This window comes from Bacteroidota bacterium, assembly GCA_018692315.1.
GTDB lineage: Bacteria > Bacteroidota > Bacteroidia > Bacteroidales > JABHKC01 > JABHKC01.
The window spans coordinates 1-18,489 of sequence record JABHKC010000244.1 but is presented as its reverse complement, the minus strand read 5'-3'; the positions used below and the strand labels follow the sequence as shown (position 1 = coordinate 18,489).

Sequence of the window (18,489 nt, the reverse complement as noted above, 5' to 3'; positions counted from 1 at the left end):
TACACAGTTCCATCAATATTCAAATCAACATCAATTATTACATTCATGTCGGTTTTCCAATTAAAATCAGGACTCACATTCATATCTGCAATATAATCGCCTGAATTAATTACAGCGGAGTTGGGGAATCCTTTTTGCAGCCAGTTATCATTGCGAGGGACAATACTGCTACAGCTAAAACTAATTTAAATTTTTTCATAACTTAACTTTGAGTTTATATTTAATAAATTTCTCTTGCAAATATACAATTAAAATTTATAAAAGCAATAGATTCTTGATGAAGTTTTCTTTTTTTTAGATTAACATGCTTTTTTACTTATTTAAACTTCATTAGACTGATGATTAAAAACATGGAAGAATAATTAAATTATCTATAAATTAACCCAATATTAAGGATAATTCAATTTATGGAAGACAATTCTCAATAAGATTAGAAATTAAATGCTTAATTGATTTGCCGTAGGCTTTTGCCTGACGAGGGACTATGCTATTTCTACTCATTCCGGGTATTGTATTCACCTCGAGAAAATACAATTTCTCATTCTTTAAAATATAATCAATTCTAATTACTCCCTTACATTTAAGTATATCGTATATGTCTGCGGACAGGTTTTCACAATTATCCTTAACAGCTTTTGCTATTCTTGCAGGAATTATTTCCTCTGCCATATCTGGAGTGTATTTTGCTTCAAAATCAAAAAAAGCATTTTTACTTACAATTTCGGTAATTGGCAAAATTGTTTTTTCCTTTTTTGTTTCGAATAAACCACAAGTCAATTCTATTCCTTCGATAAATTCTTCAACAATCACTTTATCATCTTCCGAAAAAGCTGCTTGAAGTGATGTTTCAATATCTTCAAATTTATTTATTATTGATATGCCAAAACTTGAACCACCTCTGTTTGGTTTTACAATAAAAGGAAAATCGAAATTCTTAGTCAAATGCTCAGCTGCAATTCTTTCATTTATCGAAATAAGAATTGATTTTGGAGAAAGAATTCCATAAGTTTTCAAGTAGTTTTTACAAGCATATTTATCGAATGTAAGTGCAGAAGACAAAACTCCGCTGGAAGTGTACGGAATATCTAACAATTCCAGGTATCCTTGAAGTTTTCCGTCTTCGCCGGGTGTTCCGTGGATTATTATAAAAGCACAGTCAAAATGTATTTCATTATTTTCAAAAACAAAACTAAAATCGTTTTTGTTTACAGAGACATTCTCAAAAGTTTCATTTGAAACTAACCAATCTTTTCCTCTTAAAAATACTTTATAAGGAATATATTTTTCTCTATCAATATTTTCAAAAATTTGTTCGCCACTTTCTATCGAAATTTCAATTTCCGATGAGTTGCCTCCTATGATGATTGCAATATTTTTTTTCATGGAACTTTATGCTAAATCTACGTCTCTGTTTTCAATATATTTTCTCCATCGTTGGATTACATTTGTCATATCTTCAGGCAAATCAGATTCGAAAAACATAAATTTGTTTGTACTTGGATGAACAAAACCAAGCGATTTGGCATGAAGTGCCTGACGTGGCAAAAGTTTAAAACAATTCGCTACAAATTGTTTATATTTAGAAAAAGTAGTTCCTTTCAAAATCTGGTTACCGCCGTAGGTTTCATCATTAAAAACAGGATGTTTTATATATTTTAAATGCGTCCTTATCTGGTGAGTTCTACCCGTTTCTAATTTACATTCAATCAAACTAATATATCCGAATTCTTCCAAAACTTTGTAATGGGTAATTGCATGTTTGCCTAATTCTCCTTGCGGAAAAACTGTCATTATTTTTCTGTCTTTCAGGCTTCTGCCAATATTTCCTTCGATAGTACCTGTTTGATTCTCGAAAGATCCCCATACTAAAGTTTGATATTTTCTTTCTATAGTATGTTCATAAAATTGCAGTGCAAGTTTATTTTTCGCCAGCTCGGTTTTGGCAACTACTATTAAACCCGAAGTGTTTTTGTCAATTCTATGAACTAAACCTGCACGAATATCTCCCGATTTAAAATATGAAAGATCTTGTAAATGAAAAGCTATGGCATTGACAAGAGTTGATGAATAATTTCCATATCCGGGATGTACAACCATTCCGGGTTTTTTGTTAACAATCAACAAATCACTATCTTCATAAATAATATCAATAGGAATATCTTGTGGAATAATTTCAATTTCGCGAGGAGGAAACGACATTACAATAGTAATCACATCGTCGGGTTTTACTTTGTAATTTGTTTTTACTGCACTATTATTAACAAGAATATTCCCAGCTCCGGCAGCATCTTGAATTTTATTTCTTGAAGAATTTTCAATTCTATTTACAAGAAACTTGTCAATTCGTAAGGGCTTTTGTCCTTTATCAGCAACAAAACGATAATGCTCAAATAATTCTTGAAATTCGTCTGATTTCGACAATTTTTTCTGATTTTATGAAAATGTAAATTAAGAGGTTGAAAAAATAATTGTACTCAAATTATCATTTGACAATTATCTCATAATAATAAATTTCTTATTATTAACTGCTTGTTTAGAGTTATTTATTTTTAAAAAATAAATTCCAGAGTTAAATGATTCCAAGTTTAGTTCTCCAGAATTTACATATCCATTAAAAACTAAATTTCCAATACTATTAAAGATTTTCACATTCATATCTTGCGAAATAGCTTCATCAAGATAATCAATAAATATCATTTCATTTGCAGGATTGGGAAATATGTTAATATTACTTTTCGATGTAACAATTGGAATTTCAATATTTTTTTTGATTGTATCTCCAAAAACCGGTCGAATCATTAAAGCACCCTCGAATGAGGAATTTTGCCATGCTCCAGTAATGTTATAAAATATTTTCGGATTTGTCCAATTTTCTTCCTCATCAGTATTTAATATCCGATTTTGATCGAATCCAACATTAAGCAAATCGCTGGTAGTCTGCATCCAGCCAACATAAAATGTTCCATTAATATTCTTGGCTGTATCTAAATCATACCTATGAAACTTGTTAAGAGCATCTTCATACTCAGGCCGATAACCCACTTGTTTGTGAATCAGTGTATCGGGCTGCCCATCTTTATCGCTCCATACACATAGATAAAAGTATTTCTGACTGGCATCGTTTAAAGTTTGATTGAAAAAAATATCAATAGCTTTCAAATCGTCTCCCTTAAAAGTATTAAATTTATATGCCAACATAGCATTTTGCGTTCCTTCGCCAGACAGTCCGTAACCATTTTCAGTAGTTCCATCGTCGTAAGCATAATAATCATAAAATTTTTGATTATACCGAAGTGTATCGTTCCATCTATTGAAATGGTGCTGATCGTCTGAAGTTATATGATAAGTAATCTCAAAAAGTGCGGAATCTTCTGTTGGTGCAGAAAATGTAAAATCGAACAATGATGGTGGTATTTCATAAGTATATCCACTATTTGGATCTATATCTTCAGCATAAATGTCTGAATATAATTGCGTCCCATCGAATACATCTTTTATAATATAATGAAATGATGTATTTTTTAGGATATTCCTATAATTAAAAATTGAAAATGCGATTGTGTTAATCATTTCACTATTTGGCATATTGTCAAAGTGGTTCCAAGGTATGGTTTCATAACTATTTAATAACGAATTTGTTGAGCTTAATACTACAACTTCTTCAGTCATAATATCTGAAATTGATCTCGACTTATTTATATAAACATAATCAATATTCCAATGATCGACACTTCCTGCCCAACTTGGCTCAAATATTCCGGTTAAACTAGCATAATTTACAAATCTGAATTGAAATCCATTTTTCAAATATATTGAATCAGTTATTGGAATCATCACATTACTAAATGCACTGACAGTGCTACCGGACATTTGCCAAACAGTATTCCATGCTGTGTCGGGAGCAGAAAACTCTAATTTCAAATAATCTGTATTTTCAGGAGAATCGCCTATTCCCTGAGCTTGATAATAGAAACTTAAATAGATTGAATCTTCCGGCAAGTACTCAAGGTTTATAGGACGGGATGTAAGCTGATCGGCTAAAAAAGATGAGGAGGAAGCATTTGAATAGAGTGAACCTGTAAAATCTAAAGCATCGAAAGTTGCAGCTCCCATTGTTGGAGGATTTAGCGGGTAACTCGTGTTTATGAAAACTCCGCTGTCTTGCCACAAACTGTCGTCCGGGAAAATATTTAATTTCGCAAAATCGTCAAAAAAAGGTAGTTCTAAAGTATCAGAAAATTCAGATTTATTGAGATTTAATGAGCTATTTTTTAAATTTCTTTTTATTACCGGATTTACTTGCAAATCAATGAGAACTTCCTGAGAAATCAGACTCATATTTGCACAAAGCAGGATTAATAATATTAGTATTTTTCTATTTTCTTTCATTTATATAAGTTTTATAAACTTTCAGTTTCTTCTTGTTCCGGCTCAGAATCTATTGTTTTTAGCCAAACATCAATTGAACCTCCCAGTCTGATAACATTTTTGCTACTGGGCGAAGGTACTTGTTTCCATATTCTTGCTTTTGCAGAATCAATATCGTTTTCGATTGAGGCTTCATACACAATTGCACCAAGATTTAGTTCTGCTCTATCTAAAATAATTTTAGCCTGATCAACTGATAATGATATGAGGCTTGGCGAGTATGTTTTTTTATCTGTGATTTTTCCGACTATCAAATCTATTTTCGATCCCTTTTCAACAATTTCGCCCGGGAGAATATCCATGCCATTCATTTTTTGACCTAAAACATTATTATTTGCCAAATCGGGCTTATCAATTATCCTATTTATTTTTAGTCCAAAACTTTCGAGTTTGGCTTTTGCATCACGCAAAGAAATTCCAACAAGGTCGGGCACTTTCACCCTTTCGGGAAAAAAAGCATTGATAGTTAGAAAAATAGTTCTGTTTCTTTTTACATGAAAATTTGGTTTAGGATTTTGATCTAAAACTACTCCTTTTTCTTCGTTGATATTATAAACAGAGTCTATTATTTCGTATTGCAAATCGTTTTCAAAAGTCAAACTATCAACTTCGTACAACGACAATCCGTAAAAATCAGGTACAGGATTGCTTTTTCCATGTAGAGTAAATATATCAAGGAAAAACAAAGTTCCGTAAACAATGACAAAAGAAATTATTGTAATGAACAAAACATTTTTAAAAAATGCCTTGCTAATCAAGAATTTAAGAAACTTCATTTTTATTCAAAAGTATTTATAATATTAATTTTCATTCTTAACGAAAATGCAAAATTAAAATTATACTATGAAAAATGAAAATTCTTTTTATGTTAAATAGTTAGCTGAATATAACTTTAACACTTCAAATGAGAATTCCGTGGTTTCTTATATCAAATGGATTTTTATATCGACAAATTTGTCTGGATGATAAAAAATGAATTATGAACAGCCTCCCTTCACTCCTTTCTTCTTTTTGCGTTTTCTAATCACAGGCTTTTTGGGGGCTTGTCCATCGGTTGATGGAGCAATTTGTCCGCCTCCACCAAGCGCAAAACTTGCTGCTTTTCGGAAATCGTATCTTGCAAATTCTTCATCAGGACTTTCATTTTTTGGGGCGGCTGGATTGAGAATCGTTTCAACCCAAAAATTTAAACCACCGAGAAGAATATAATTGTTTGAATATCCTAACTGTTTGGTTATTAACCATGCTTCATTCGATTTTGTATTACCATTAGAATAAAAAACATTCAAATAGGTATCCTGATCGATATAGTCTTTCCATTCATCTGACAGCAAATCGTTAAAAGGAATATTGATTGCACCTGGCAAAGAATATTTTGAGAATTCTGCTGGTGTGCGTACATCAATTAATAAAAGTGAAGGATCTTTTTCAACAATCATGCTTGCAATTTGATCTGGATGAATAAATTGTTCTCCACTTTTTAGTTCATCTAACATTTCCTGTGCATTTAGTTTTAAGGCTTTTACATCTTTTTCTGGCACAGCCGCTATCAACAATCCAAGAATTACAATTATTATTGATAAAAAAACTCTGGAACTTATTTTCATTTTCATAATTTTTCTATTTTTTACTTAATAATGTTTTTAAAATCAACATTATATCCATCTTTTAATATTCTTCTCTGGGGAATTTTTTTTCTGCCCATTCGCCAACCCAAAACATAAAAATAGCAGCAAGAATTACAATTAGTGCCATTATTCCATCAGAGAGCTTAAAAAATTCAGAAATTTTTGGGCTTCCCATATTTTCAGCTTTGTAGAGCCCTTCCCACAAAGGATAACCTTCTGTAAAAATAAAAATACCAACAAAAATTCCTATGATAAAAACCATTGCATCAATTTTGCCAATGGCAGCTCCACAAAAACTTGTTCCAGGACAAAAACCACCAACAATAAATCCTGCACCCATTATTACTCCTCCAACTATTGTTGACCATAAATAAGTAGGATTTATATAAATGAAAGACAGATCTATCCAACCAAACAGACTAAAAAATAAAAGTCCCAACATAGCTGTTATTGCAGCCGTAAAAAACACTTTCAAAACAACTGTGTCGTAGCCATAAAACACGCCGGCTAACTTTCGGCTTGAAGAAAAACCACTACTTTCGAGGACAAAACCAAAGCTAATTCCAATTAGAAAGGCTAAAAATAGATTTGAATTTTCTGTTATTATTTCGTTTACTATTAGAGGTCCCATTATTTTTTATTTTATATTTATTAATTATTAATTTTTATTGGCTGTTGGCTGTTAGCATTTGGCTGTTGGCTAATAGCTAAAGGCTATAGCTAATAGCCAATTTTTCATATCCAATTTTTTCTAACAAAAAAAGCTAAGGCAAAAGCAGTTCCAAATATTGCCATCATAGAAATAAATCCTCCGAGCGACAGAACAGCCATCCCACTTAGTGCCGAACCACTAGTACAGCCTCTTCCAAGCTGTGAACCAAATCCGAAGAGAATTCCTCCAATAATTGCAAAAATTAGCCGCCGTTTTGAGCTAATTTTCGGAGAATGTTCAACTTTTAGCTTCAGTCGTCTGAAAATTACACCAGAAATAAAACCTCCGACCAAAACGCCAAGCATCTGATATACTAACCAAGAATTCAGCGGATTACCTTCATGTGTTTCAGAATATTCTTTATAAAACGCAGCATTTTCGGCATGCGAAGGAGTAATAGCCTCAACCCCTGAAACAATTACACTTTTTACTGCTCCGCTGGCTCCAAGTCCGCGCCCCGACACAAAATTTGCAATTAGCACAACAATTCCTAATAAAACTCCTCCGAGATAGGGATTTATGTATTTTGCAGTTTTCTTTTTCGTTATATTTTGTTCCATTATCAAAATTATTTATTGTTTACTATTTTTACATTTTACACAATCAATCAACAATTATCAATATGCAATTAATACAGCCAACGGCTTTCTTGCCCTGCATAAGCAATTATAAATCTTAACATTAAGCTCCCAAAAATTACCAGAATCGGAGCAATAAAAGTTGGCATTTTATAATTTTTAATTTCAAGAAATTCAAGAATTGCCGGAACTACTAAGCCCAGAACAACAACAAAAAGCCAGAATGGAGTTGTATATTTTCCGCCAAGGAACAAGCTTGCAGCATCTATCTGAACCTGAGTACTTGCAAGAAATCCCATAAACATATGTACTATTAGAAATATTTCAACAATTATTATTAACAGGTCAATTTTTGCCATTGTGAGCCTTTCTATGTGCGATTTGCTCATAAGTATAATTGTGGCAGCCCCAGCTGACAAACCAGATGATAAAAATAGTGGACCGAGAATTGAAGTATTCCATAGTGGGCGAGCATTAAATGCAGAAAATAAAATTCCTGTATATACTCCAAGTATAATTGAAAAAACCATCATTATCCAAGAAATAGTCAATATGTTTTTTTTCAAATATTCTTCAATTTCTTTAATCCATTCATATTTCCAATCCCATTTCGGAAATATTGCTTTTATATTTAATGCACACCAAACCATTGATAGTGGGGTGATTGCCATCAAAACCCATGCACCCCACGACATTGGTGATTCTATCCGAATTGTAGTGTAGAGTCGCCAGAAAAACAATTTATGTTTCAAATCGAGAAAAAGAGCAAACAATCCTAAAGCTAAAGCAATTGGAGCAATAAATGGTGCAATTTTTACGATAGTAGGATATTTGTCTTGCTCGCCTCGAATTGTAAAAAGTGCAGCAAAAAATAAAAGTCCTGCTGCCAATCCTCCGAGAAACAAATATATAGGTATTTGCCAATGCCAAATATGAAGTTGTGGATCAATCCATTCGTTCATTCTTCCACTGATAATTATCTCTTCGTTCATATTACTTCTTTTTTTTGTCGTTTGTTAGATTCAATTTTTGGATGAAAAATAGTATTTCAGAACTTGGTTTTTTCTTCAAATTTTCTTTTAAAGACTATATTAAATAATATATTCGTGGACTGGTGCCTGCTTCAGGAATTAAAGTCTTCCATTTTCGCTGTTTAATAATTGTAGAAACTTCACTATTTGGATCGTCGAGATCGCCAAAGTACATACATTTTGTTGGGCAAACAGAAACACAAGCCGGATTTTCTCCTTTGCTCACTCTGTTTGGTAAACAAAAAGTGCATTTGTCAACATGTCCTTCTGGGTGAGGGAATCTGGCATCGTAGGGGCAAGCAGTTATGCAAGCACCGCAACCAATACATTTGTTTGGTGTTACAAGTACAGTTCCTCCATCGCTATAATGACTTGCTCCTGTTGGGCAACATCTTACACACGGCGAATTATCGCAATGATTGCAGCGTTCTGAACGAATTTCCATTTCAAGTTTTGGAAAGGTTCCGCTTGTTACTTCAGTTACCCAATCTCTGCAATATCCGAGTGGAACATTATTTTCGGTTTGGCAAGCAACTACACAATCGCTGCAACCAACACATTTTTTTGTATCAATAGCCATTGCATATCTCATGATTCTACCTCCTCAGTTCTAGGTTTTTCTAATAAAAATGTAACAAAATTTCCTCTCATCCCGGTGCCTCCCATAATTGGATCGAGCATAATATTTGTAATTAGCTGAGTATCGCTAATTCCTTTTCCGAAAGCTCGTGAAAGTTTCTTTTTAGTATGACCAAAACCGTGAACCATATACACCGAATCCCATCTTATTCTTTCTGTAACTCTAACTTCTATAGAAAAGTCTGAAATTATCCCATCTTGATTTTGTAACCAAACTTCTTGTCCGTTTTGAATATCCCAAATTTTGGCAACTTTCGGATTCACCCACAGAGAATTTGTTTTCATCAATTCCGACAGATTGGGATTGTTTGTAGTACGGCTAAACGTGTGCATTGGAGCTCTACCATAATTCAATCGATAGAAACCTTCCGGTGGTTCCGGATGTTTTGTAAAATTCGGCATTGGGTCGAAACCTTCTTCTTCAAGTGAAGTAGAATATAATTCAATTTTTCCGGTATTTGTATTAAACTCCATGTCTTCACCATCTGCAAGGAATAAATCATCAAACTCTCTTTTGAATTTTTTCACTCCGATTTTCTTCATCTCTTCGAGCGAAGATCCAATTTTTTTCAATTGCCAGTCGAGTAGTTCTTCAATATTATTCCATGGAAAATATGCGTTCAAACCCATTTTTTCGGCAAGTTTTTTAGCTATCCACCAATCTGGTTTCGAATTGTATTTTGGCTCGGCTGCCGGCATTCGTAGAGCAATATTGGGTTCGCGATGTGGCGAACTTCTTAACATATCGTAGCGTTCGAGATAAGTACACTCCGGCAAAACAATATCGGCGTAACTGGTTATTTCCATTGGCATTGTGTCAATCACAACAAGCAAATCCAACGAATCAATTGCTTTGATAGTATTTTCCTGATTTGGTAAGGTTGTAATAAGATTTGTCCCGTTCACTATCCATGCTTTAAATGAACAATCTCGTTCGGGAGAAGGAATGCTGGCATCGCAAATTCCGGAAGACAGTACTTCGTGTGCTAAATTATACTTTCCAGGAAATGCTTCGCGCCAAGTTCTTTTAGGTTTCGGAAATTCAGGAATTGGATATTTTGGAATACTAAATTTTTCAGGGAAATAGAATCCTCCTCTCCTACCCCAGGAACCCAAGAGCGCATTCAAAATTGCTACTGCCCGAAGTCGCTGAGTATCGTCGCCATACCATGTTACATGTCTGCCCGGATGAACAATAACTGCGGGTGAAGCATTTGCCATTTCTTTGGCGGTTTTTCTTATCTCGTCAGGTTTAATATTTGTAATTCCGTATGCCCACTCGGGTGTAAAAGTTTTTACATGATCCTTTAAATAATCCAGACCAAATGTATATTTCTCAACATATTTTTTGTCATACCATTCTTCTTGAATAATTATATTTATCCAAGTAAGCAGCAGTGCCATATCTGTTGCGGGTTTTATTGGCAACCAATATTTCGATTTACTTGCAGCAGTCGAAAATCTTGGGTCAACAGTAATTATTGTGGCTCCTTTATCGATAGCATCGGAAAATTCCTGAACCTGCCCATTGTGCATATTTTCGCCAATATGCGAGCCAATTAAAACTAAACACTTAGTATCGCGAATATCCACTCGTTCAGGCGATTGAATAATATCGCCAAAAGTTGATAAAAATGCAACTTCACGCGGACCTCTACATTGAGCAAAAGATGGAGCAGTAATATTTTTTGAACCATATGCCTTCAAAAATTGTCCAAGAAGTTTTCCGCCCGAACCATGAGTAAACAATGCAACACATTCTGGCCCATGTTCTTTTTCAATCTTTTTAAGTTTTTTTGCAATATAATCAAGTGCAGTATCCCAACTTACCCTTTTGTACTGTTGTTTTCCATCAATTTCAACTCTCATTAATGGCTCTTTCAACCTGTCTTCGTCCGAATACATTCCTACACCACCGGTTCCTCTCGGGCAAAATCTGCCGTTACAATGCGGATCGTCATCATTTCCAGTGATTTTCTTTATTTCACCTTTATCGTCTGTATGAACCCAACCTGCACATTTCCAAAAACAAATTTCGCAATATGTAGGAAATCGCTTATTTGCATTTTCAGCATTTATGGATTTTTCTTTATCCGAGTTTTGAAAAAAGTTGAAAACAGGCGAACTTAATGCTAAGCTACCGGCACCAACAGAAGATATTTTTAAAAATTTTCTACGAGTAGTTTTCATATAATTACTATCGAATTTCCAATTTATATCAATAACAAAAAGAATATCATTCTTAAAGCCCGCAAAAATACAAAAACAATTATCTAATTATGTAGATATGTTGGAATGAGCTTTTAAAATTCAATTATTGAAATAAAAAAAGTTTTGTCTTAATTAATGATTAATAAGCATTTATATAGAACATACTATATCAGTTGATATAAAATTATATGAGTAATATCAAATAAAATTATGTTTCAAGTGCATATATTTTGTTATAGTTAAATGAATTTTGAAGAAGATATAAATTTTCATTAATCGGTATTTTAAATCCTTTCAGTATTAAAATATTCTGTTGAAAATTACAGAACCTGTCATCAATTCTTTCAACAAAAAATTCAGATTAATTGAAAAACTTTTTATTTCTTTGGCTCAAATAAATGATATTTGAAAACAATTGATTATCAAAATTTTAGTTATTAATTTTTAAAATAAACAAGAAATAAATATTAAAGATGAATTATAATAGTGATGTAGAAGCGGTTGACTCGTTGAGGAAGGCTTATGAAAATTTAAGTTCAGAAATCAAAAAAGTAATATTCGGGCAAGATCAAGTAGTGAAAGAAGTATTAATTACAATTTTCAGTAATGGCCATGCTTTGCTTGTTGGTGTTCCCGGATTGGCAAAAACTCTTTTGGTGAATACAATTTCGCAAACTCTTGGATTAAAATATAAACGTATTCAATTTACTCCGGATTTGATGCCTTCCGATATTATTGGAACAGAAATATTGACAGAAGATCGTCACTTTAAATTTGTAAAAGGTCCATTGTTTGCCAACATTATTCTCGCCGACGAAATAAACCGGACACCTCCAAAAACTCAGGCAGCAATGCTCGAAGCAATGCAAGAAAGAGCAATTACAGCCGCTGGAACAAACTATCAATTAGAAAAACCATTTTTTGTACTTGCCACTCAAAACCCTATTGAACAGGAGGGTACATATCCTTTGCCAGAAGCTCAGTTAGACAGATTCATGTTTAATATCTGGTTAGATTATCCGGCTTTCAACGACGAATTGACGGTTGTGAAAAATACAACATCTGATATAAATGTGAAATTGAAGAAAATTCTAACTGCTGAAGAGATACTTTTCTTTCAGGGACTAATTCGTAAAATTCCGGTAAACGACAATGTACTTGAATATGCCGTTCGTTTATCGGCAAAAACCCGACCAAATACTGAATTGGCTCACGAAATTGTCAACAAATATATTAACTGGGGAGCAGGTCCTCGTGCTTCACAATATTTAATAATTGGTGCAAAAACTCATGCAGTTCTAAACGGAAAATACTCGCCCGATATTGAAGACATAAAGGCTGTAGCTGCTCCAATTCTTCGACATAGATTAATTAAAAACTATAAAGCCGAAGCCGAAAATATTTCAATTGAGGATATTATTAGTGAATTGCTTAAATAGATAAATATAATTATGAATTACGAATTGTTAAATATAAACCAAATAAATTTATATATGCAAATTTGGTTCAAGCAAATATGCTCATTAAATAAAAATTAAACAATTAAGCGTTTTCATGTTTGAAAAAAGCTATAAATTTGAAAAATAATTCTATCAAATAAAAAAGTATGGGACATATTAAAAATATAAAGATTGAAAATTTTCGAGGTTTTGATAAACTTGAAATTTCAAATTTTGGACAAATAAATTTAATTGTTGGTAGAAATAATTGTGGAAAGTCCAGTCTTCTCGAAAGTATTTTCTTATCAATTGGTATGTCAAATCCTTTACTTCCAACAAACATAAATAGTTTTAGAGGCTTAAATAATTCTGTAAATGACTTAAAATATATATTTCACAGATTAAAACTTGACAAAGTTCCTGTTTTGACAATTACAACTGACAGTAAAGTAGAACGTAAACTCGAAATAAAACCAAAATACAACCAAAATTTAAAGAATGACAAAATACAAAAAAAATCGGAAGATGAATTAGTAATAATGAATACATCAACAGCAACACCATTCCTATCCGGTGTTGATTTAATTTTCACAATAAAAGAAAAACAAAAAAAAATTCAAACCGGAAGAAGCAGTTTTTCATTTGTTAATGAGCGCGAAATTGAAACAAAACAAGAAAAAGGTTACCAAGAAAAAATGAATGCTGTTTATATTACTTCAGATAGTAAAGAAAAAAATGCCTTACAAAGGTTTTCTGAAATAGTAATACGAAAAAAAGAGAATGCAATTTTATCCGCACTTCAAAAAATTGATGATAGAATTATTTCTATATTGCCACTTCCAGACGGTTTATATCTAAATCATGCTGATTTTGAAGAATTAGTACCAAGTAATATAGCAGGAGATGGAATTCGAAGATATTTGAATATAGTTACGACAGTTGCAGAAAAACCTAATAGCATTATTCTGATTGATGAAATTGAAAACGGATTACATTTTTCAGCACATATTTCTTTGTGGCTTAGCATTTTATCTTTATGTAAAGATTTAAATATTCAATTATTTATAACTACACATAATATTGAAACAATAAAACATTTTAGCGAAGCCTTAGAAAATGAAAAACTACATTCTTTGCAAGGCAAATCAAAGGCTTATTCACTTGTCCATACAAAAAATGAAGGAATAAAAGCATATTCCTATTCTTATGAAAGTTTTAAAAATGCCTTAGAATTTGAAAATGAAATAAGAAATTAACTTTATGTCAAATACAAACATATGGGTCGAAGGCGAGGCAGATAAAAAGTTTATAAACGATTACTGTAAATTAATAAATAGTCCGATACATACAAATATTAGAATTGAAATAACAGGGGGCTGGACACAGATTTCCTCTGAGAAAACAGAAGGAGAAAGGATTAGAAATGCTATTAAAATAAATAGAGCAAACCAAGAGAAAAATATTATTATTTTTGATGCTGATGAAAATCCAGAGAAAAGACGAAATGAAATTGAAGAATGGAAAACAAAATATAATCTTGATTTTGACCTTTTTCTTTTTCCTGATAACAAAAGCAAAGGAGAATTAGAAGATTTGCTCGAACAAATAATTACTGAAAAGAATTCTGACATTTTTGAATGTTGGCGAGAATATGAAAAATGCCTAAAAACAAAAAGTAATAGTAGATTGAAACCTTTAACTATTCCTGCAAAGAAATCAAAAATTTATTGTTATATTGAAACATTAGTAGGCACATCAAACTCAGAAAAAGAGAAAATTAAAGATAGAAATAGGGACTTTTTAAATACTGAACATTGGCAATTAGACTCAGTAAAATTATTTCCATTAAAGAATTTCTTATTAAAATCCTTTAAAATTGAATGCTAATACGAAATTGCAGATTAATGAAAAGTGCAAATCTAAATTTAAAATCATTCATCATTAATGTAAATAATAGCATTTTCATTTGTGGATTCTTATTATTAATTTTTCAAACAAGCACATTTTCACAAACAAAAATCGAAATTCTAAATGCCGATTCGGTTGTTTATAATCGAAAAATCGACAGGGATTTAAGAAAGCTTATTGGAAATGTCATAATATTGCACGATTCGGCATATATGTATTGCGATAGCGGATATTTATATAAGAATACAAATTCTTTCGAGGCATATAGCAATTGTCATATCCAACAAGGAGATACTCTCGACCTTTATAGCGATTTTTTTGAATACGATGGAAATATTAAACTTGCTAAAGCCAGACAAAACGTGAGTTTAATAAACAAAGAAATTGTCCTTACAACTCATTTTTTAGACTACGACAGACAAAATAGTATTGCCAATTATTTCAATCATGGAAAAATTATAGACACAACAAATATACTTGAAAGTAATTCGGGATATTATTTTCTAAAACAAAAGGAATTTTTCTATAAAGATAGCGTAGTTGTTACAAATCCCGATTATGTAATTTTATCGGATACCTTAAAATATAATACAAAATCGCAGACGACTTACTTTTTCGGACCGACAGAAATAATTGGAGATTCGAATCTGATATATTGCGAAAACGGCTGGTACAACACAAAAACGGACATTTCTCAGTTCAACAAAAATGCATATTTAATAAGTAATCAGCATAAATTAGAGGGTGATAGTTTGTATTACAATCGCAGCCAAGAATATGGCAAGGCATTCGAAAATGTAACAATGACAGATACCGTTGAAAATATCATTCTGAAAGGAAATTATGCCGAATATTTCGAAAATTCGAATTACGCCATGATTACCGACAGTGCCTTGTTGATGCAAATTTCTATGAACGACACATTATTTTTACATGCTGACACATTGTTATCGAACTACAACGACACCGGAAAATTTCAGATTTTGCAGGCATTCTATAAAGTGAAGTTTTTTATGGCAGAAATGCAAGGAAAATGCGATTCGATGGTTTTTGCATTAAGCGATTCGGTTATTCAAATGCACAAAGAACCGGTAATTTGGTCGGAAGAAAACCAACTGACTGCCGATTATATGGAGATTCATACAAAAAATAGTAGTCCGGATCATATTATTATGGAAAAATCTGCATTCATCATTTCTCAAGAAGATGAAATTCGATTTAATCAGATTGCAGGAAAAAAAATGTATGGACATATAAAAAACAACGAACTCTACAGAGTTGATGTAAATGGAAATGGGCAAACTCTATATTTCCCAAAAGACGGCAATGAGCTAACCGGAATAAACACTGCTGATGCTTCCAATCTACAAATTTTTATTGAAGACCGTAAAATAAAAGATATTTTATTTCTCACAAAACCCGATGCACACCTTGTTCCTATTGACCAACTAAAAGGAGATGAACTTAAATTAAAAGGTTTCTTGTGGTTACAAAATCACCGACCCCTTGAAAAATATGATATTTTTATTTGGAATGATTGAAATTTAAAAGTCAAAAAGCTTTTTGAAATCTTCCAATTCAGAAATTTCATTTGTCATCATTATTGTGCATATTTCAATAAAATATTTAAATCTTCTGAAATTTATTATTGTTAAAATAATGATAATTATATATTTTAATTTCTTCTGAGCGATAAAACATAACCTGTTAAAAATATGATAATTATTTGTCTTAGTGGATATTATATTGTTAGTTTGTAATAATAAGTACATTTTGTACATTATTGATGATAAAGAAAGAGAAATGAAAAAAGTATTTTTAGTAATTATAGCTTGTTTTAGCATTTTCCAAATTTTTGCTCAAACCAGCATTTTTGATGCTACCAGAAATGGAGATACTTCAGCCATTAATTTTCTTATTAAAATAAACCCTGATACTGTCAATTCAACAAATCAAAGAGGTCATACTCCTCTTATATTAGCAACTTATCATAATCAAACTCAGGCAGTTAGTCATTTGATTAAAAATGGTGCAAATATTAACTACACCTTTTCTCAAGGTTCAGCAATTCATGGTGCAACATATAAAGGATATTTAGAGATTGTACAAATTTTAGTCGATAATGGAATTAATATTGATATTCCTGACCAAAATGGAACTACACCTCTAATTTACGCAACAATATTTAATCATATTGGAATTGTCAAATTATTATTTGGAAAAGGAGCAAACATCAACCACAAAGATAATACAGGGAATTCTGCTTCTGATTATGCGAAATCATTACAAAACAAAATATTAATAGACTTATTTAAAACTTATAAAAATGGAAAGAATTAAACTATTCAAAATGAAAAAAAGAAATATTATAATTTTAGCCCTTATGTTGTTTATTGGGCAAATTTCGGTAGTAGCTCAAACATATTCTGGGAGTACAGTTGTTAATGCAGGTTCAAATATGAGTATTTCAATTACTGTTGATCCGAGTGCAGACACTTTACAAATAACAATGACGGGACCTTCTTCGGTATATTATTCCTATGGATTTGGGAGCAACATGATGGTAAATACATATTGCTTTGTTACAACTGGAACCGGTATGATTTCTGAACGAAAGTTAGGAAATCATAATTCTGGATCACTGCTTGCATCATCATTAATAAATAGCTCATTCGCCAGTTTAGGTGGTTTTACTACCACATCAGTATCACGCTCAATTTCAGGAATGAATAGTGATTATTTTACATTTCCAGCAGGAGCTAATACAATTATTGTGATGTGGGCATATGGATTTGGGCCAAATTTAGGTAGTCATGACAACAGAGGTGTAGCTACAATTAACCTTACGCAAGATTGCATTGAAACATATTCTACTGTAAATCAAAATTCTTGTGGTAGTTTCGTATCTTTTAGTGGCAACTATACTTGGACTTCAAGCGGAACATATTTTGATACAATTCCAAATACTGCCGGCTGCGATAGTGTTATTACAGTAAACTTGACTATCAATACTATTGACACCTCTGTGAGTCTTTCGGGATATACACTTACAGCAAATGCAAGTGGAGCTTCCTATCAATGGTTAGATTGCGATAATAATTTTCTTGCTATTGCCGGAGAAACCAACCAAAGCCTTTCAGTTACAAATAGTGGAAACTATGCTGTTGAAATTTCTTTGAATAATTGTATTGACACTTCAAATTGTTATAATATTATTACAACGGAAATTATTGAAGATTTATTTGAAAAGGAAATTACATACTACCCTAATCCTAATAATGGAACATTTAATATTCATTTAGGCAATAATAGTTTGGATTTTGAAATAGTTGTAAGCAATGTATTTGGACAAAATATAGGCACTTATAATTACACAAATGCTAATCATGCAAAAATCAGAATTGATGATTCTCCAGGTTTATACTATGTCAAAATTTTAACTAAACAAAATAGTCCAACTATTCTCAAGGTAATCAAGGAATAAGCTTGAGGAAACCTCTAAAATGCAAATTTCTACGTTGTTTCGCAATTTTAAAATCCTCATTTACAATAGTAAACTCCGGTTTTCAAATTTCTTACGCCTTGAAATTTACTATTTTTAGAAGTCCCCTTGATTAATTATACGATTAAAAGAAAACGCCAATGACAAGGCTTATAAAGTGTTCAAAATCAATGAGTCCCGATATTTCGGTATGACTGTTTTTGCATGAGTATAAGGAAGTTAATGGCGTTTTCTTATTGGCACTAATTAGTTAACCCAACTTGAGCATTTTACCTCTAAAAGTCATAAATATTAACTCTATTTTAACTTTTTGCAATCATAATAGCTTAACATACCACATATGCGTTTAAAAAAGTCTCCGTAGTCCTCGAATCGACTTTTTTGTTGGTATATTCTTTTTATCTTTGTAGGAT

Annotated in this window: 16 protein-coding genes; 6 read left to right on the top strand and 10 right to left on the bottom strand. The window is 32.0% G+C overall.

What is annotated here, in order from left to right:
- Window positions 1–405: 405 nt before the first annotated feature.
- The 10 genes from HN894_17870 to HN894_17825 all read right to left on the bottom strand — a co-directional run bounded on the left by HN894_17870 (window position 406) and on the right by HN894_17825 (window position 11,206).
- Entirely contained in the window at window positions 406–1,383 is a 978-nt protein-coding gene (locus tag HN894_17870) for a D-alanine--D-alanine ligase (protein MBT7145194.1), read from the bottom strand.
- Between the two features lie 6 nt (window positions 1,384–1,389).
- Window positions 1,390–2,421 (bottom strand): RluA family pseudouridine synthase, encoded by a 1,032-nt coding sequence (locus HN894_17865; GenBank protein MBT7145193.1) that lies wholly within the window; start codon window positions 2,419–2,421, stop codon window positions 1,390–1,392.
- A gap of 72 nt (window positions 2,422–2,493) precedes the next feature.
- Window positions 2,494–4,389, bottom strand: coding sequence for a T9SS type A sorting domain-containing protein (locus tag HN894_17860; GenBank protein ID MBT7145192.1), 1,896 nt, complete (start codon window positions 4,387–4,389; stop codon window positions 2,494–2,496).
- Window positions 4,390–4,400: 11 nt separating this feature from the next.
- Complete coding sequence (locus HN894_17855; GenBank protein ID MBT7145191.1) at window positions 4,401–5,204, bottom strand: PASTA domain-containing protein; 804 nt, start codon at window positions 5,202–5,204, stop codon at window positions 4,401–4,403.
- A 201-nt stretch (window positions 5,205–5,405) separates the two neighbouring features.
- Window positions 5,406–6,041 (bottom strand): rhodanese-like domain-containing protein, encoded by a 636-nt coding sequence (locus HN894_17850; protein ID MBT7145190.1) that lies wholly within the window; start codon window positions 6,039–6,041, stop codon window positions 5,406–5,408.
- Between the two features lie 55 nt (window positions 6,042–6,096).
- Complete coding sequence (locus HN894_17845; GenBank protein ID MBT7145189.1) at window positions 6,097–6,687, bottom strand: YeeE/YedE family protein; 591 nt, start codon at window positions 6,685–6,687, stop codon at window positions 6,097–6,099.
- A gap of 104 nt (window positions 6,688–6,791) precedes the next feature.
- Complete coding sequence (locus HN894_17840; GenBank protein MBT7145188.1) at window positions 6,792–7,328, bottom strand: YeeE/YedE family protein; 537 nt, start codon at window positions 7,326–7,328, stop codon at window positions 6,792–6,794.
- 68 nt (window positions 7,329–7,396) lie between these two features.
- Window positions 7,397–8,338: a polysulfide reductase NrfD gene (nrfD, locus tag HN894_17835; protein MBT7145187.1), complete on the bottom strand. Its 942-nt coding sequence runs from the start codon at window positions 8,336–8,338 to the stop codon at window positions 7,397–7,399.
- Between the two features lie 94 nt (window positions 8,339–8,432).
- On the bottom strand, window positions 8,433–8,969 hold the full coding sequence (locus tag HN894_17830; GenBank protein MBT7145186.1) for a 4Fe-4S dicluster domain-containing protein: 537 nt from the start codon (window positions 8,967–8,969) through the stop codon (window positions 8,433–8,435).
- Entirely contained in the window at window positions 8,966–11,206 is a 2,241-nt protein-coding gene (locus HN894_17825; protein ID MBT7145185.1) for a molybdopterin-dependent oxidoreductase, read from the bottom strand. The genes HN894_17830 and HN894_17825 overlap by 4 nt, the downstream gene beginning before the upstream one ends.
- A 494-nt stretch (window positions 11,207–11,700) precedes the next feature.
- On the opposite strand from HN894_17825, the gene HN894_17820 reads away from it, so the two are divergent.
- The 6 genes from HN894_17820 to HN894_17795 all read left to right on the top strand — a co-directional run bounded on the left by HN894_17820 (window position 11,701) and on the right by HN894_17795 (window position 18,058).
- Window positions 11,701–12,666: a MoxR family ATPase gene (locus HN894_17820; protein ID MBT7145184.1), complete on the top strand. Its 966-nt coding sequence runs from the start codon at window positions 11,701–11,703 to the stop codon at window positions 12,664–12,666.
- A gap of 167 nt (window positions 12,667–12,833) precedes the next feature.
- Entirely contained in the window at window positions 12,834–13,922 is a 1,089-nt protein-coding gene (locus HN894_17815; GenBank protein MBT7145183.1) for an AAA family ATPase, read from the top strand.
- Between the two features lie 4 nt (window positions 13,923–13,926).
- Window positions 13,927–14,553, top strand: a complete 627-nt coding sequence (locus HN894_17810) for a hypothetical protein (protein ID MBT7145182.1) — start codon at window positions 13,927–13,929, stop codon at window positions 14,551–14,553.
- A 17-nt stretch (window positions 14,554–14,570) separates the two neighbouring features.
- On the top strand, window positions 14,571–16,115 hold the full coding sequence (locus tag HN894_17805) for an organic solvent tolerance protein OstA (GenBank protein MBT7145181.1): 1,545 nt from the start codon (window positions 14,571–14,573) through the stop codon (window positions 16,113–16,115).
- 262 nt (window positions 16,116–16,377) lie between these two features.
- Window positions 16,378–16,914 carry an ankyrin repeat domain-containing protein gene (locus HN894_17800; protein MBT7145180.1) on the top strand — a complete coding sequence of 179 codons (537 nt, stop codon included), beginning with the start codon at window positions 16,378–16,380 and terminating at the stop codon, window positions 16,912–16,914.
- 10 nt (window positions 16,915–16,924) lie between these two features.
- Window positions 16,925–18,058 (top strand): T9SS type A sorting domain-containing protein, encoded by a 1,134-nt coding sequence (locus HN894_17795; GenBank protein ID MBT7145179.1) that lies wholly within the window; start codon window positions 16,925–16,927, stop codon window positions 18,056–18,058.
- The last annotated feature ends 431 nt before the right edge of the window (window positions 18,059–18,489 follow it).

Coding starts and splice junctions, on each gene's coding strand:
- HN894_17830 (MBT7145186.1), bottom strand. CDS start 8,969: ATGAGATATGCAATGGCTATTGATACAAAAAAATGTGTTGGTTGCAGC.
- HN894_17825 (MBT7145185.1), bottom strand. CDS start 11,206: ATGAAAACTACTCGTAGAAAATTTTTAAAAATATCTTCTGTTGGTGCC.
- HN894_17860 (MBT7145192.1), bottom strand. CDS start 4,389: ATGAAAGAAAATAGAAAAATACTAATATTATTAATCCTGCTTTGTGCA.
- HN894_17845 (MBT7145189.1), bottom strand. CDS start 6,687: ATGGGACCTCTAATAGTAAACGAAATAATAACAGAAAATTCAAATCTA.
- nrfD (MBT7145187.1), bottom strand. CDS start 8,338: ATGAACGAAGAGATAATTATCAGTGGAAGAATGAACGAATGGATTGAT.
- HN894_17795 (MBT7145179.1), top strand. CDS start 16,925: ATGAAAAAAAGAAATATTATAATTTTAGCCCTTATGTTGTTTATTGGG.
- HN894_17800 (MBT7145180.1), top strand. CDS start 16,378: ATGAAAAAAGTATTTTTAGTAATTATAGCTTGTTTTAGCATTTTCCAA.
- HN894_17810 (MBT7145182.1), top strand. CDS start 13,927: ATGTCAAATACAAACATATGGGTCGAAGGCGAGGCAGATAAAAAGTTT.
- HN894_17855 (MBT7145191.1), bottom strand. CDS start 5,204: ATGAAGTTTCTTAAATTCTTGATTAGCAAGGCATTTTTTAAAAATGTT.
- HN894_17815 (MBT7145183.1), top strand. CDS start 12,834: ATGGGACATATTAAAAATATAAAGATTGAAAATTTTCGAGGTTTTGAT.
- HN894_17840 (MBT7145188.1), bottom strand. CDS start 7,328: ATGGAACAAAATATAACGAAAAAGAAAACTGCAAAATACATAAATCCC.
- HN894_17820 (MBT7145184.1), top strand. CDS start 11,701: ATGAATTATAATAGTGATGTAGAAGCGGTTGACTCGTTGAGGAAGGCT.
- HN894_17870 (MBT7145194.1), bottom strand. CDS start 1,383: ATGAAAAAAAATATTGCAATCATCATAGGAGGCAACTCATCGGAAATT.
- HN894_17850 (MBT7145190.1), bottom strand. CDS start 6,041: ATGAAAATGAAAATAAGTTCCAGAGTTTTTTTATCAATAATAATTGTA.
- HN894_17805 (MBT7145181.1), top strand. CDS start 14,571: ATGAAAAGTGCAAATCTAAATTTAAAATCATTCATCATTAATGTAAAT.